The sequence below is a fragment of the Parabacteroides caecihominis genome (genome assembly GCF_023656785.1).
GTDB classification, from domain to species: domain Bacteria; phylum Bacteroidota; class Bacteroidia; order Bacteroidales; family Tannerellaceae; genus Parabacteroides; species Parabacteroides segnis.
In genome coordinates this window covers 42,292-57,064 of sequence record NZ_JAMOKS010000024.1, presented here as the reverse complement: position 1 = coordinate 57,064, position 14,773 = coordinate 42,292, and the positions used below count along the sequence as shown (strand labels likewise).

16 protein-coding genes and 1 tRNA gene are annotated in these 14,773 nt (G+C 43.3%); 11 read left to right on the top strand and 6 right to left on the bottom strand.

The window, feature by feature from the left end; all coding sequences use genetic code 11:
- Positions 1-51 precede the first annotated feature (51 nt).
- The 6 genes from NBH14_RS18965 to NBH14_RS18940 all read left to right on the top strand — a co-directional run bounded on the left by NBH14_RS18965 (position 52) and on the right by NBH14_RS18940 (position 8,307).
- Positions 52-1,188 carry an AI-2E family transporter gene (locus tag NBH14_RS18965; RefSeq protein WP_009859873.1) on the top strand — a complete coding sequence of 379 codons (1,137 nt, stop codon included), beginning with the start codon at positions 52-54 and terminating at the stop codon, positions 1,186-1,188.
- Between the two features lie 109 nt (positions 1,189-1,297).
- Positions 1,298-1,370: transfer RNA gene (locus NBH14_RS18960), tRNA-Lys, on the top strand.
- 306 nt (positions 1,371-1,676) lie between these two features.
- The gene (locus NBH14_RS18955) at positions 1,677-3,239 is read left to right on the top strand and encodes a type I restriction-modification system subunit M (RefSeq protein WP_186960645.1); all 1,563 of its coding nucleotides are present in this window, start codon (positions 1,677-1,679) and stop codon (positions 3,237-3,239) included.
- A complete protein-coding gene (locus tag NBH14_RS18950; RefSeq protein WP_186960644.1) occupies positions 3,232-4,398 on the top strand; it encodes a restriction endonuclease subunit S in 1,167 nt (388 codons plus the stop codon). The genes NBH14_RS18955 and NBH14_RS18950 overlap by 8 nt, the downstream gene beginning before the upstream one ends.
- Complete coding sequence (locus tag NBH14_RS18945) at positions 4,398-5,051, top strand: abortive infection family protein (protein WP_186960643.1); 654 nt, start codon at positions 4,398-4,400, stop codon at positions 5,049-5,051. Before NBH14_RS18950 ends, NBH14_RS18945 begins: the two co-directional genes overlap by 1 nt.
- The gene (locus NBH14_RS18940; RefSeq protein ID WP_186960642.1) at positions 5,038-8,307 is read left to right on the top strand and encodes a type I restriction endonuclease subunit R; all 3,270 of its coding nucleotides are present in this window, start codon (positions 5,038-5,040) and stop codon (positions 8,305-8,307) included. The genes NBH14_RS18945 and NBH14_RS18940 overlap by 14 nt, the downstream gene beginning before the upstream one ends.
- Positions 8,308-8,355: 48 nt before the next feature.
- Here NBH14_RS18940 and NBH14_RS18935 read toward each other — a convergent pair whose 3' ends face one another.
- From NBH14_RS18935 to NBH14_RS18910, 6 genes are read right to left on the bottom strand one after another with little or no spacing between them, the layout of a single operon-like run.
- Complete coding sequence (locus NBH14_RS18935; protein WP_186960641.1) at positions 8,356-9,060, bottom strand: hypothetical protein; 705 nt, start codon at positions 9,058-9,060, stop codon at positions 8,356-8,358.
- Positions 9,057-9,965, bottom strand: coding sequence for a DUF4373 domain-containing protein (locus NBH14_RS18930; protein ID WP_250817708.1), 909 nt, complete (start codon positions 9,963-9,965; stop codon positions 9,057-9,059). Before NBH14_RS18930 ends, NBH14_RS18935 begins: the two co-directional genes overlap by 4 nt.
- A 17-nt stretch (positions 9,966-9,982) precedes the next feature.
- The gene (locus tag NBH14_RS18925; protein ID WP_250817707.1) at positions 9,983-10,303 is read right to left on the bottom strand and encodes a putative endonuclease domain-containing protein; all 321 of its coding nucleotides are present in this window, start codon (positions 10,301-10,303) and stop codon (positions 9,983-9,985) included.
- Positions 10,275-10,535 (bottom strand): hypothetical protein, encoded by a 261-nt coding sequence (locus NBH14_RS18920; protein ID WP_186960640.1) that lies wholly within the window; start codon positions 10,533-10,535, stop codon positions 10,275-10,277. Before NBH14_RS18920 ends, NBH14_RS18925 begins: the two co-directional genes overlap by 29 nt.
- Positions 10,535-11,020, bottom strand: a complete 486-nt coding sequence (locus tag NBH14_RS18915) for a hypothetical protein (protein ID WP_186960639.1) — start codon at positions 11,018-11,020, stop codon at positions 10,535-10,537. The genes NBH14_RS18920 and NBH14_RS18915 overlap by 1 nt, the downstream gene beginning before the upstream one ends.
- 40 nt (positions 11,021-11,060) lie before the next feature.
- On the bottom strand, positions 11,061-11,759 hold the full coding sequence (locus NBH14_RS18910) for an amidase (RefSeq protein ID WP_186960638.1): 699 nt from the start codon (positions 11,757-11,759) through the stop codon (positions 11,061-11,063).
- Between the two features lie 984 nt (positions 11,760-12,743).
- Here NBH14_RS18910 and NBH14_RS18905 point away from each other — a divergent pair.
- From NBH14_RS18905 to NBH14_RS18885, 5 genes are all read left to right on the top strand, one after another.
- Complete coding sequence (locus tag NBH14_RS18905; protein ID WP_186960637.1) at positions 12,744-13,208, top strand: hypothetical protein; 465 nt, start codon at positions 12,744-12,746, stop codon at positions 13,206-13,208.
- Between the two features lie 123 nt (positions 13,209-13,331).
- Complete coding sequence (locus NBH14_RS18900; RefSeq protein ID WP_010800778.1) at positions 13,332-13,787, top strand: HU family DNA-binding protein; 456 nt, start codon at positions 13,332-13,334, stop codon at positions 13,785-13,787.
- A 119-nt stretch (positions 13,788-13,906) separates the two neighbouring features.
- A complete protein-coding gene (locus NBH14_RS18895) occupies positions 13,907-14,116 on the top strand; it encodes a DUF4248 domain-containing protein (protein WP_046146147.1) in 210 nt (69 codons plus the stop codon).
- A gap of 29 nt (positions 14,117-14,145) precedes the next feature.
- Positions 14,146-14,340 (top strand): TRADD-N-associated membrane domain-containing protein, encoded by a 195-nt coding sequence (locus tag NBH14_RS18890; RefSeq protein WP_186960679.1) that lies wholly within the window; start codon positions 14,146-14,148, stop codon positions 14,338-14,340.
- Positions 14,337-14,738 (top strand): D-Ala-D-Ala carboxypeptidase family metallohydrolase, encoded by a 402-nt coding sequence (locus NBH14_RS18885; protein WP_186960636.1) that lies wholly within the window; start codon positions 14,337-14,339, stop codon positions 14,736-14,738. Before NBH14_RS18890 ends, NBH14_RS18885 begins: the two co-directional genes overlap by 4 nt.
- Positions 14,739-14,773: the final 35 nt, after the last annotated feature.

Genomic DNA, 14,773 nt, shown 5'->3' with positions numbered 1-14,773 from the left:
ATACTATTCTACTTTATTCTATCTTTGTTCAGCAAAGATAAAAATTATAATATGAACTCATTGTTTGAAAGACCTTTTACGTTCGACCGGGTGACACGTATCGTATTCAGCATCGTCATCATCGGCGTATTGCTTTACCTGATTACCGTATTGCGTAATGCCTTGCTCCCCTTCCTGATTGCCTGGCTGCTCGCCTATATGATGCAACCCTTCGTCAAGTTCTTCCAGTATAAGCTGAAGCTGAAAAGCCGCATCCTGGCCATCGTCGCAGTCATCATCTCCGCATCGCTGATTATCGGGATTGCCGCCGCACTGGTCGTTCCGTCTGTCGCCCAGGAAGCCGAGCGGACCCTGAACCTGATGCGCACGCATAATCCGGGAGAAGGCCATGTTCCGCTTATACCAGCTTCATGGATCGAGTATCTTGAAAACAATGTAGACATAAACCAGCTGATGGAACTCCTCAGCCGGGAGAACATACAGAATGCAATCAAGCAGCTCGCCCCGAAGGTCTGGAACATCCTGTCGAACACATTCTCCATCCTTTTCAGCATAACGATTATATTCGTGATTCTGTTATATTTCATTTTCATCCTGCTCGACTACGAAAAGATAGCCAACGGCTGGATAAACCTGATTCCGGCACGCATCCGTCCTTTCGCCAAAGGGTTGGCCGACGATGTGGAGCAGAGCATGAACCGTTATTTCCGCGGACAGTCATTGATTGCGCTATGTGTCGGAGTTTTACTTTCGATAGGTTTCAAAATCGTCGGTTTCCCGCTGGCCGTGACACTCGGGTTATTTATCGGCGTGCTGAACCTGATTCCGTACCTGCAAGCGATCGGCCTTATCCCGATGGTCATCCTCAGCCTGCTAAAGTCGGCGGAGACCGGACAGAATTTCTGGATTATCTTCGGTTCGGGATTATTAATACTCGGAATCGTACAATGTATCCAGGATTTATACCTTACACCGCGTATCATGGGAAAAGCAATGGGACTGAATCCGGCCATCATCCTTCTTTCGCTCTCCATCTGGGGAACTTTGTTAGGTTTTATCGGCTTAATCATCGCATTACCGCTCACGACACTCTGTCTATCTTATTATAAGCGTTTTATCTTGCTGGAAGAGGACATTATCGCTCCTCCCCCTGCTGATATTCAACCGGAGAAAAAGAAAGAAAAGTAACTTTTTTCAAAAAAACTTCCTCCAACTATTGCAAATTCAAAAATAAACCCTACCTTTGCACCCGCAATACAGAAGTAAAGCACACCGCAATACAGAGTATGCACAGGATGATTCGCTAGCTCAGCAGGTAGAGCACATCCCTTTTAAGGATGGGGTCCTGGGTTCGAACCCCAGGCGGATCACTGAAAACAGCTTCAGATTTATTCTGAGGCTGTTTTATTTTTATAGCCTACCGAAGTTATTCACAATAGAATAGTTCCTAGTGTTTACATCTTCACACAAAAACGCCTAATATTTTTATTTCTAATCAATTAACGTGTTGATAACTTTGTTGATAAATCAAATAAACACTTCATAAACTGTAAATAATTCACAAAATTAAAATTTCACTTTAAAACAGATTTATAATCCTCGTTTACATCATTTTTACTTTCTCCGCAACAGAAATATTTTTAACTTTGGCAAATTAGAAATAAACATGAAAAATAATGGCAAAAAAAAGCAATAAAGCAACAGAAGAATCGCTCGAAAAACAATTATGGAAATCAGCAGATAAGCTACGTAAAAACATAGATGCTGCTGAGTATAAACATGTTGTTTTAGGTCTGATCTTTCTCAAATACATTTCCGACTCCTTCGAGGAGCTATATGATAAACTCAAGAAAGAAGAGCATCTGGGTGCCGATCCGGAAGATAAAGATGAATACAACGGAGAAAATGTATTTTTCGTTCCTCCTACAGCCCGTTGGTCATATTTGCTTTCTGTAGCAAAACAACCAACTATTGGTAAACACCTTGATAATGCAATGATAGCTATCGAAAAGGAAAACAATTCACTCAAAGATGTACTTCCTAAAGTATATGGCCGCCAGAATCTGGACCCCACATCGTTGGGAGAATTAATCGACCTTATCGGCAATATTGCTCTGGGCGACGTAAAATCAAGAAGTGCCGACGTTTTAGGACATGTTTTTGAATATTTCCTCGGAGAATTCGCCTTAGCAGAAGGCAAAAAAGGAGGTCAGTTCTATACTCCACGCAGTGTAGTCGAATTATTGGTAGAGATGATCGAACCTTTCCGCGGACGCCTGTTCGACCCTTGCTGTGGCTCGGGGGGAATGTTTGTACAATCAGAAAAATTCGTTTCTGCACACCAGGGACGGGTCCATGATATATCTGTTTACGGACAGGAAAGCAACCAGACAACCTGGCGTCTTTGTAAAATGAATCTGGCAATTCGCGGTATCGACAGTTCGCAAGTAAAATGGAACAATGAGGGTTCTTTTCTTAACGATGCACACAAAGACCTCCGTGCTGATTACATTCTCGCTAATCCTCCATTTAATATGAGCGACTGGGGCGGTGATTTACTGCGCACAGATGGCCGCTGGCGTTATGGCCTTCCTCCGGTAGGAAACTCAAACTTTGCCTGGATGCAACATTTCCTCTATCATCTTTCGCCCAACGGACAGGCAGGCGTAGTACTTGCCAAAGGTGCACTGACCTCCAAAACATCCGGTGAAGGAGAAATACGCAAAGCACTTGTTGAAGCAGGACTGATTGACTGCATTGTAAATCTCCCAGCGAAGTTGTTTCTTAATACACAAATTCCTGCCGCTTTATGGTTTTTGAGTCGTAACCGCGCCAATGGAAAATTCCGCAACCGCAGTAAAGAGATTCTTTTTATCGACGCACGTAATATGGGACATCTTATCAATCGCCGTACACGTGAACTTTCAAATGGTTCTGAAAATCCAAATGATAATGATATTGCAGAAATAGCCGGGATATATCATAACTGGCGTAATCCGGCCGGAGATTATGAAGATATTCCGGGTTTCTGTTCCTCCACACCGATCGAACGGGTTAAAGAACTGGATTATGTGCTTACTCCGGGACGGTATGTCGGACTACCGGATGAAGAAGATGATTTTGACTTCAAAGAAAGATTCACCCAGCTGACTGCTGAGTTGAAAGAACAAATGAAGGAAGAAGAGAGATTGAATAAACTGATTGCGGAAAATATTAAAAGAATTGGGATAGATGGGTGAGTGGAAAGAATATCGGTTTTCTGATTTTGTTTGTATTAATCCTACAGTCAAATTGCCAAAAGAAAATATATCTTTCGTTGAAATGAAAGATTTAAACGAAAGTACTAGGTACTGTATGCCTTCTCAAGAACGTCCATTATCAGGAGGAAGTCGATTTGAAGAAGGTGACACCCTCTTTGCCAGAATAACACCATGTTTAGAAAATGGAAAAATATGTCAGGTGAAAGGTCTCAAGAATGGAAAAGGTTTTGGCTCTACTGAATTTTATGTATTTAGAGGAAAGAAAAATCTATCTGACACTGATTTCGTTTATTACCTATCTCGCTGGGAAGAAGTAAGAAATCACGCTGAAAAAAATATGGATGGAACATCAGGAAGACAGAGAGTTCCAAAAGAGGCATTCAGTGATTTATATCTTTCTCTACCAGAGATATCTATTCAAAAAAATATCGTTTCAATTTTAAGTGTTTTAGATGATAAAATAAATCTTCTCCATCACCAAAACGCCACCCTTGAAAAAATGGCTGAAACGATATTCCGGCAGTGGTTTATTGAAGAAGCAAAAGATGATTGGGAAGAAAAAAAACTTTCTGAAATAATAGAATTAGTTGGAGGTGGTACACCCAAAACAGCCATTATTGAATACTGGAATGGTAATATAAAATGGTTATCTGGAGGTGATATAGCCAATAATCATAAAACAATTATTACTAATTCAGAAAAATCCATAACCCAAACAGGCTTAACTAATAGTTCTGCAAAACTATTACCCAAATACGCAACTGTTATCTCTGCGCGTGGAACCGTAGGTAAATATTGTATTTTAGCCGAGCCAATGGCTTTTAGCCAATCTAATTATGGTATATTGCCTCGTTATCCTAATTGTTTCTTTTTCACTTATTTGGTAATAAATCATTCCGTAAATTTGCTACAATCATCTGTTTATGGAAGTGTTTTTGACACAATTACCACAAAAACTTTTAAAGAACATTCTATATCTATCCCCAAAGATGAGGTAATTATATATAAATTTGAAGAAAGAGTAGCTTGTTTCTTCAAAAAAATCGAATCCAACCAACAACAAATTCAAATCTTAACCCAACTTCGTGACACCCTTCTCCCCAAACTAATGAGTGGAGAAATAAAAGTGACAGACTAATGGAAAAGCTAAAGAAACTCATAGAGCAATATAAATACTGGTCAAAGCTCTCGGTTTTTATTGAAAGAATCGAAATGAATTTGGCTGTGGATTTCAGCATATCCATGGAAAACACAAAATCATTATTGGAGGCTGTAGGCAAAGAAATATGCAAATACCATGGAAAAGAACTGGTAAAGAGATCCACTGTTCAGGGCATAGTAAAAAATGCCTTCTCTGCTATGGGATATTCTAACGATCATTATGCCATTCAAATTAGTACTGCTTTGGGCACAATTGCACAACACGTAGCCACCATAAGAAATCAGGTCGGAACCAATTCTCATGGAAAAACACTGGATCAACTGGAAGAAAGGAACAACCTGATTGATGAAGTTTCCAGAGATTTATTGATAGACAGTACAGAATTAACCTGTTGTTTCCTTATACGCATGTTCGAAAATCAACGGATAGAAAAAGTTCTTGAAGAAAAGAAATCAAAACTGGAATATTTCGAAGCCGCAGATTTCAACGAGTATTGGGATGATCAATACGGAGAATTCACTATGGCTGAATACTCTTATGCCGCCAGCGAAATTCTATATAATGTTGACGAAGAGGCTTTTTTAAAGGAATATAAAAATTTCAAAGAGAATAGCGATGACAAAAATTAGTGAACGTAAAATCGAAGAATTCGCCGTCCGCCTTTTCCAGTGGATTGGCTACGAATACATTCCTGCATCCGAAACGGCTCCCGACAGTCTTAACCCCGAAAGGGAAAGTTACGAAGAGGTTCTGCTGATGGAACGCTTACGTGAATCTGTGCGTCGTATCAATCCGGATATTCCCGCAGATTTGCGGGAAGAAGCGATCCGAAAGATTACCCATATCGCTTCTACCGAGTTGATAAACAACAACGAAACCTTTCATCGCTATCTGACTGAAGGAATACCTGTAACGCATTATGTCAATGGCGACGAGCGGGGCGAACGCGTATGGCTGATGGATTTTAACTATCCCGCCAATAATAATTTTGTCGTAACCAATCAATTTACCATTATTGAAAACGGACAAACCAAACGACCGGATGTATTGCTTTTCATTAACGGAATACCGCTTGTAATTCTGGAGTTGAAAAACGCAGTTCTTGAAAAAGCAACTCTGCAATCAGCCTATCGGCAGATAGACACTTACAAAGCAATGCTCCCGTCACTCTTTATCTACAACGCCATTATTGTGATATCCGACGGTCTGGAAGCAAAAGCAGGTTCTCTGTCAGCCGGATATAGTCGTTTTCAGGCATGGAAGTCGGCCGACGGAAGAGCAGAAGCGTCCAATCTGATGAACCAGTTGGAAATATTGGTACGCGGAATGCTCAACCCCGAAACGATTGTAGATTATATACGTCATTTTATTGTTTTTGAAAATTCAAAAATAGAAGATCCTCAAACCGGAATTATCAATGTGGTTCCGATAAAGAAAATAGCGGCCTATCACCAGTATTATGCAGTGAATCGCGCAGTAGAGTCAACCCTTCGTGCTTCCGATTTCCATCATCATGTTCCACATGTGCCGTACGCCATTCCCGATTACATGGAGATAGAGGAAGGTAGTGTGTTACGTGAAGACCCTGTGAGCTATGGACTTCCCGGAACGAAAAAACAACCTAAAGGCGATCATAAAGGAGGAGTTGTATGGCATACACAAGGAAGCGGGAAATCACTTTCGATGGTGTTTTATGCCGGAAAAATAGTGCTGGCTATGGATAACCCCACTTTACTTGTTATTACCGATCGTAACGACCTCGACGACCAGCTGTTCGATACTTTCAGTAACTGCAAACAATTGTTACGCCAAGAACCTGTACAAGCCGAGAGCCGGGAAGATTTACGAAATCGGCTGAAAGTTGCCTCGGGAGGTATTGTATTTACAACCATACAGAAATTTCAGCCGGAAGAAGGCAATGTATATCCTACACTTTCCGAAAGAAAGAATATCATAGTGATAGCCGACGAAGCACACCGAACTCAATACGGTTTCAAAGCTAAGACTGTGGATACCAAGAACGAAGAAGGAATAATTACAGGAAAAAAAATCGTATATGGCTTTGCTAAATATATGCGCGACGCATTGCCCAACGCGACTTATTTAGGCTTTACAGGAACACCTATTGAAAACAGCGATATAAACACTCCGGCTGTATTCGGCAATTATGTGGATATTTACGATATTTCGCAGGCTGTAGAAGACGGAGCCACCGTGCGCATTTATTACGAAAGTCGTTTGGCTAAAGTCAACCTGAGTAAAGAAGGTCAAGAACTTATCAAAGCTCTTGACAGCGAACTAGAAGACGATGAGTTGAGCCACAGTCAGAGGCTAAAAGCCAAATGGACACAACTCGAAGGACTGGTAGGCAGTGAGGATCGTATAAAAGAGATCGCGCAAGATATTGTTACTCATTTCGAAAACCGACAGTCAGTATTTGAAGGAAAAGGAATGATCGTAGCCATGAGCCGCCGCATTGCCGCTGATCTCTACGAAGCTATTATAAAAATCCGTCCCGAGTGGCATTCGCCCGATCTGAATAAAGGAGCGATAAAGGTAATTATGACCTCCGATAGTTCCGATGAAGGCTCAAAAATAGCCCGACATCATACCACTAAGGAGCAACGACGGAGGCTGGCCGAAAGAATGAAATCTCCTGACGATGAACTAAAACTGGTGATTGTTCGTGATATGTGGCTCACTGGTTTTGATGCTCCGAGTATGCATACTCTTTACATCGACAAACCCATGAAAGGGCATAACCTAATGCAAGCTATTGCCCGTGTAAACCGGGTATACAAAGATAAACCAGGCGGATTAATCGTTGATTACCTCGGTATTGCTTCCGACCTAAAAAAAGCACTCTCCTTTTATTCCGACTCCGGAGGAAAAGGCGACCCAGCCGTTGCACAAGAAAAAGCGGTTCAATTGATGCAGGAAAAGCTGGAGATAATTTCAGCCATGTTACACGGATTCCCGTATGAAGAATACTTCGCAGCAGATACATCCCGCAAACTAGGTCTTATTCTCGAAGCGGAAGAGCACATTTTAAGTATTGAAAATGGTAAGAAACGTTTCATCAATGAAGTAACAGCCCTTTCCAGAGCTTTTGCTATTGCCATTCCGCACGATCAGGCTATGGATGTAAAAGACGAGGTTGCCTTTTTCCAAGCGGTAAAAGCTCGATTGGTAAAGTTTGAAACTAATGAAGCAGGCAAAACCAACGAGGAAATTGCAACGACTATCCGCCAGGTAATAGACAAGGCCCTTGTAACCGAACAGGTCATTGACATTTTCGATGCTGCCGGAATAAAAAAACCCGACATATCCATTCTTTCAGAAGATTTTATGCTGGAGTTGAAAGATATGAAGCATAAAAATATTGCTCTTGAAGTATTACAAAAGCTACTCAACGATGAAATAAAAGCTCGTTCAAAAACAAACCTTGTTAAAGGGCGTTCATTAATGGAAATGTTGGAAAGTACCATCAAGAAATATCACAATAAGATTCTGACTGCCGCTGAAGTCATCGAAGAACTGATAAAACTTAGCCAGAATATCACTAAAATGGACAGTGAAGCTCGTTCTCTCGGGTTGACGGAATATGAATATGCATTTTACACCGCCGTAGCAGATAATGAAAGTGCCCGCGAGCTGATGCAAAAAGACAAACTACGCGAGCTGGCTGTAGCACTCACAGACACGATCCGGCAAAATGCGTCTATCGACTGGACAATTAAGGAAAGTGTAAAAGCCAAACTACGCGTTGCTGTAAAACGTTTATTAAGGCGATACGGTTATCCCCCCGATATGCAAATGCTAGCCACGGATACAGTACTAAAACAAGCCACAAAAATAGCAGATGAACTGACAAAAGGTAATTAATGATATTAAACTAAAGCTGCCTCCATGTAACTTGGAAGCAGCTTTTTTTCAGGCTCTTTTATTTAAGAACAAATCATCATCTCCATCAATTAATCTATCAAAAAACCGCCTCAAACAAATCCCCATCGCCTGCTGCTTAACCATCGCCAGCCGCATATCTTCGTCTATCACCATATTCCCGGCAGGCCGGTAACCGGCCGCTTGCCGCATGGCAGTCCGTTTCGCCTCCGGACTGTCGCGGATAATTCCCCGCGCTTGCAGGGAGAGATACACCCGCGCCGGATAAAGCCGCTCGATCGGACAGCCTGCCCGGTATTGCTCAAACACCCGCCGCAGAAATACCCGTTCGCGCTCCTCCTTGTAAGCCTCGGAGACGGGTGGAAGGGCAGACAGCGATTTCGCTTGCTCACGCTCCACAACAGCCCGGTATCGCAAATCACTGGTTTGATAACATTTCAGCCAGCGGGTAATCGTGCGCAGGTTCAATCCCATGAAATCCCCGTATTCACCTTTGGCCCCCAATTCAAAACAGAGGGCAACCTCCTGCAAGGTCAGGCTCGGATATGACTCCTGAAGGTCGGCTGCCAGTTTAGCGATCAAAATACCCAGATCACGGTCGTTAGGAGGCGAAAAACCCAGCAAGACATAGGTCTGGAATAATATTTGATTTACCGCCGGAAGAATTTCCTCCGGCCGGTACGTCATCAGGCGGCGGTCGGCAATGGCATGTTGCAGTCTGATTTCCAAACTCATACGGCTTGCGAATTATAGATTTTCATGGCTATTTCCGTCGCACGTTTCCCTGTTTCCATCAATTCCTCTACTTTCGAAGAGCGTTCCGGCCGGCCGGATGAATAGACCACTTTAGGAATATGCTGCTGCGCGCCGCCGGAAAGTTCCTCCGTTTTCAGATTGAAATTGTGGTATCGCCACCAGCCGATGAAACTCTGGCTGTAATCTTTTTTCGTCCGGATCGTATCCAGGCTGAATTTCAGGCGCAGGAAATCATCGAATACGGCCATGGCTCCCCGCACATATTGCAGGACGGCTGTGCCTTTTCCGGAATAACGCACGATGGTGGCCTGCCAGTCTTCGTCTGCCAGCAAAACATCTTTCCATTGCTCACGCTCTTCATCCAAATTCTGCGGTTCTTCTTTCGGCTCCTCGCACGCGTGTTGTTGCTGTTGTATATTTACTTTACTTTCCTTTTCTTTTCTTTGTCGCATTTCTGTAACAGAAACCCCCGTTTCTGATACATTAACAGCATTTTCCACGATGTTAATGCAATTAAACTCTTCGGAAATGGGATTTTTGCATCGTTTTACAACTAAAATGTATCTTTCCTGAATACTTTTAGACGTTAATACATGATAACAGTCATATTTTTGTTGATTGAACAAACCAAGCTGCAAACAATAAGCAATTATTTCCTGAATCTTTTCTTCCGTATCTCCCAAACGATCAGCAAGGTCATACACATAATCATCCGACAATTGCAGGAAATACCCCTCTTTTTTGTAAATGTCGCACAGGAGCGTAAAGTAAGCCAGGAAACCAAACGATTTGTAGCGGCTTTTCAGTTTACGTACTTGTATATTTTCAAATATATCGGTATCGACCGGAAAATAATCCAGTCCTTTTTTGATAGGTCTAGCCATGATTATTATAAACTTTTTCAATTATGATTTTGTACCGCACGGATAACCAGCCGTAACGTTTTCAGCATCAGCAGTTCTCCAGGCAGCACGCGTATCACGCACCAGCCTGAGACCGCCGCCTCATTATATTTCTCCATATCACGCAGATAGCCTTCGGGGCGGATATGGCGGCCACCGTTGAAGGCGCCGCCCTCCACCTCGACAGCCACACGGCGGGAAGGGATGGCGAAGTCGAACCGCCAGTCCCGCCCGGGATGGAAACGGTATTCCGCCACCACCTCCTCGCCCGTATGCTTCAGGATCAACGCGCTAAGCGGCGAATACCCCAGTGTCGTCATAGAGAAAGTTTTCGGCCTCTTTCGAGGTGTTGCATTGTTCGACCAGACAGGTGTTGTGCCGGTTGTCGAACGCCATCCATTTTTTCAGAAACGGGTCGTAAAAATACCCGTATTCCTCGCCACACGAATAGGTGTAACCGCGCGAACCTTTTTCGCCCGTAATCAGGCGCATCAGGCAGGCTGCCGCCTGGTCTCCCAGGAGGCAACCGATGGTAAGGGTATGCTTTTTCATCAGGCGGCAGTTTGAAGGGTTTGTAAATCATCGTTGTCAAGGCGGATGAAGGCATCATATTCTAAGCGCTTGCCGGTTTCGATATAAGCCAGCGCTTCACGTTCGCAGCTTGACAGGTCTTCGAGCAGCAGGTCAATGGAAGCATATTCGTCGCGGCCGATATGAAAGCGCGACACCACATTTCCACAAAACTCTTCGGAGGTTCCCACACGGGCATAGATGGTCAGCAGTTGCGCATCGCCGCAGTTCTGACGTTGATAACCGGTGATCTGGAAATTGTCATCCACCGCCACCAATCCGGTAAAATTGACTACATGATACGCCATGCGCTGCAACGCTTCAGAGAGACTGGGATGCACCGGAGCCTTGTTTTCATATGTAATCACATGGTTGTCGCCTGTACTTTCGTCTAACACTTCATAGCGGGCTTTGAAAAAACTGTCTTTGACAGAGATTAAGGAAAAAGTCTTTTCTGTTTTGTTCATTACTTTATTAAAATGGTATCGTTTAGATTTATTTCTAAATTCACGCCGCCCGCCCCCCTTTCGGTTCCTCGCGGTATTCTACATAAACGCTTTTCACTCTCACCCCTTTGCGCGCCTGTTTTTTGGCATACGACAGCATCGGGCGGAAAATACGTTCCAGATCATCATCCGAGAGGTTACGGCCAAGCTCCTCCCACCAGAAACGCAACAGGTCGATATAACCTTCGGGTTCGGTCACGACAGGGATAAGATCGGTAGCCACCGCAGTCAATTGAAGGGCAGCCTGCCCAGCCAGCAATCGCGAATCGGCCTTCTGCAAGGCTTGCGACTTCTGTTCATCGGAGAGGTCATCACGCCCGGCAATACGCTTTTCGGTGCGGTCGCGGTTCTTTTGCAGTTGCAGGGCACGGTTTTCAGCTTCGTTCATCTGCTTCTTCATATAAGCAAGCAGGATACGGGAGGCTTCGTAGGCAGGACTGCCTTTTTCTGCGGGATCGATACCTTTTTCAAAAGCGACAAATTGCTTCTGCCACTTGACCAGTTCGGTCGTGAAAGGTTTACGGATACAGTTCATTCGCCCGACTTCGCATGTACATTCGGCAATGTAGGCTCTGATTTCGCCCGCAAAGAATTCGTTCATTCCTTCGCGCCCGATCTGTTCCAACAGTTGACGACCTTTTCCGGCATACAAGACACTGCTTTCCGCATTCATTTGGAGAGTCGATACGCAATTTTCCATAGGTAGGCCGGCTTTTAAAACGCCTTTTTCACTTTTAGTCATTGTTTACTTTAAAATTAAAATAATTAAATTACAATAGTTAAGATTTAACCAGGTGTTGATTGATTAAACCGATGCAAAAGTAAGGGTTTAAATTCACATGAGCAAGTAATAATCAATATTTGTACGCGATTTTATGAAAATATTTTTATTCGTTGAATATTTATTAACATTAACTATTACACCAGTGCTAAATACATATATTTTCACTAAATTCCAACGGCGAAAAATAGGCCATCGCCAAAATACTTATTGTAAATTTCCCCATTCCGGCGAAAGCTGTTGTTTTTTATAGGAAAACACCCTTCCGGGAGAAAAAATAATTTCTTTCGGAAGAAAATCAAATTTCATCCGGGAGAAATCGAAAACGGACTCGGATGTGGTGAAACAGGGAAGGGAAGATAATGTAAAATTCGAGACTGGCTTTCAGAAATAAGGTGTCAGATTGAAAAAAGTCTAGATAAACAAGGTTTGTTTATAAATAAAGGTTATATTTGCAACATCGTATGAAGGTCAGTCACAGCGGTGACGGATTTACGATGATATAAATTATAAGTTAAGCATTTTAAGATATTATTCTGATTATACGAAATTTCCAGTTTTAGACATCACTCAGAATAATAGCAACAAAATGCCCATGCTAGTTGTATATACTTATGTGTATAAAATATGGCGTGGGCTGTTGTCTATTATTGAGTGATGTAGGTCTGGAAATACCTGTGTAATCAATAACATGACGCAGTCACACGCTTTTTTTATGCCCTAAACTGCCGTCTTTCAATCTTATAATCTTACACAAAAGATCATTGTTTTTGACTTTATCGAACTCACTATACTTAAAAGAGGGGTATAAATTTCAGGTGATAGCCTGATTAATTTAATATCGGTTAAGTAAGAACTGCCCGTCCGTGAGGATAGGCAGTTCATTTTAAATATAATAACGTTATGACACAACACAGTAAAAACGAAACATCGGAAGACGAGTTGCAAGCACAACTCTCCGCGCAGACAGAGTTAGTAAATCAGTTGACCGTAAAAAATATGGCCCTGGAGTATGATAACAATCGGTTACGGTCGTTACTTTATGAGTCATGGCGTAACAAAGGCAATATTCCTCCGGAAGAAGTCGACAGGTATGAACTTACCCCGAAGCTTCTGGAAGAGATGATGAGCATACTCCTGCAACCCGTTCACAAGTTTAATTTCAACACCCGTGTCCTGTTTTCTTTCTGTGCCGTAGAGATACGTACGCTCAAAGACTTGTTGGTTGAAATCAAAGTATTAAAGATGTATCATTTGAGGCGTCTCAGAGGTTTCGGCACAAAATCATTCGAAAACGTCTACGACGTCCTCCGTCAAAACGGCATCCTCGACGAAAACAACGATAGTTATTTGTTCGAATTTATCTGAAAAAACGACTTATCTGCATCTATCTGCACACAACTCAACTCCGCCTATCCGACCGGTCGTAACTTTGCATTGTCAATCAGACGAAACAACAAAGTATCAACTTTAAAAACAATCAATTAAACGATGGCCCAGGGCTACAAATTAGTAACAAGAAAAGTGACCGACCTGAAAGGCGGTGCAGCACAGGAAAAAATTTATGCGATACCGGACTACAACGGGCATACCGACATGGATACATTGTGTGTCATGATCGGAGCGCGATCTACCGTTTCCAGCGCCGACGTAAAAGCGGTATTGGATAACCTTAATTTCATCCTCGACATGGAGCTGCGTGCAGGACGTATCGTCCAGTTAGGCGAGTTCGGTAATTTCCGCCTCTCGTTGTCCAGCAACGGCGCAAGCGACAAGAAGTCGTTCTCCCAGGCAGACGTGAAAGGGGCACGTGTGATCTTCACACCCGGCGCCTCCCTGCGTAATACCAAAAAGCTGGTCGCCTTCACCTCTACCGAAAAGAAGGAAGACGAAGGCAGCGGCTCCGAAGGGGGCGGCGGAGGCAGCGACAGACCGGAAATCGAGTAACGTGCTAATTGAAAATTGAAAATTAGGCTTCGCGATCAGTATAATTATCGGATTGAAAGTCAAAATAATTTTCAATTTTCAATTTTTAATCTTCAATTTTCATTATCTTTGTTATCACGATGAAACCAACAACGCTTTCTATTAAAGAACTGAGTGCGATGTATTTTCCGCACAGCAGCATCCGCAGCGCCGGCGTACAACTGAAACGCTGGCTCGTGTATAACAAACCGCTCATGCAGGCCCTCACAGATGCGGGCTATTACAACGGACAAAAGATTTTAACTCCTAAACAGGTGACGCTCGTCTTTGAATATCTGGGCGAACCATAGCGTGTTAATTGAAAATTGAAAATTGAGAATTGAAAATTAAACAAAGTGTACAATTTTGGATTGCCGTGCTGCTGACCGCAGCCGGCATCCTCCTTTTATTTTTCGGCTTCTGGACGGCTCCGCTGGGAGAGATTCATAACAGTGTGCTGGTGGCCTTCGGTGAGACTGCAACGTTTGCCGGAGCGCTGTTCGGAGTCGATTATAAATACAAACAAAATCAATGAACCTTAGTAGAAATTTCACCTTCGAAGAACTCACATACAGCCGGATTGCCGTCGAAAACGGTCTTGAAAACGTACCGAACCCACAAGCGCTTCAAGCGTTGAAAAACCTTGTAGCCGACCTGCTCCAACCGCTTCGCAACCGCTACGGCAGTGCAATCGCCATCACAAGCGGCTACCGCAACGAAACGGTCAACCTGCTGGCCGGCGGCGTTAAAAACTCACAGCACACGAAAGGCGAAGCGGCCGACTGCTACATCGCCGAAGGGCCGGAAAAGCTGCTGGAAGTACTGAAAGAATCCGGCCTGCCTTTCGACCAGGCAATCCTCTACCGCCGCAAAAAGTTCCTCCATCTGTCTTATCGCGAAGGGTTTAACCGCTGGCAGGTACTTTACAGATAAATAAGAGACAACTGCAAAACACACCCCATAAATTC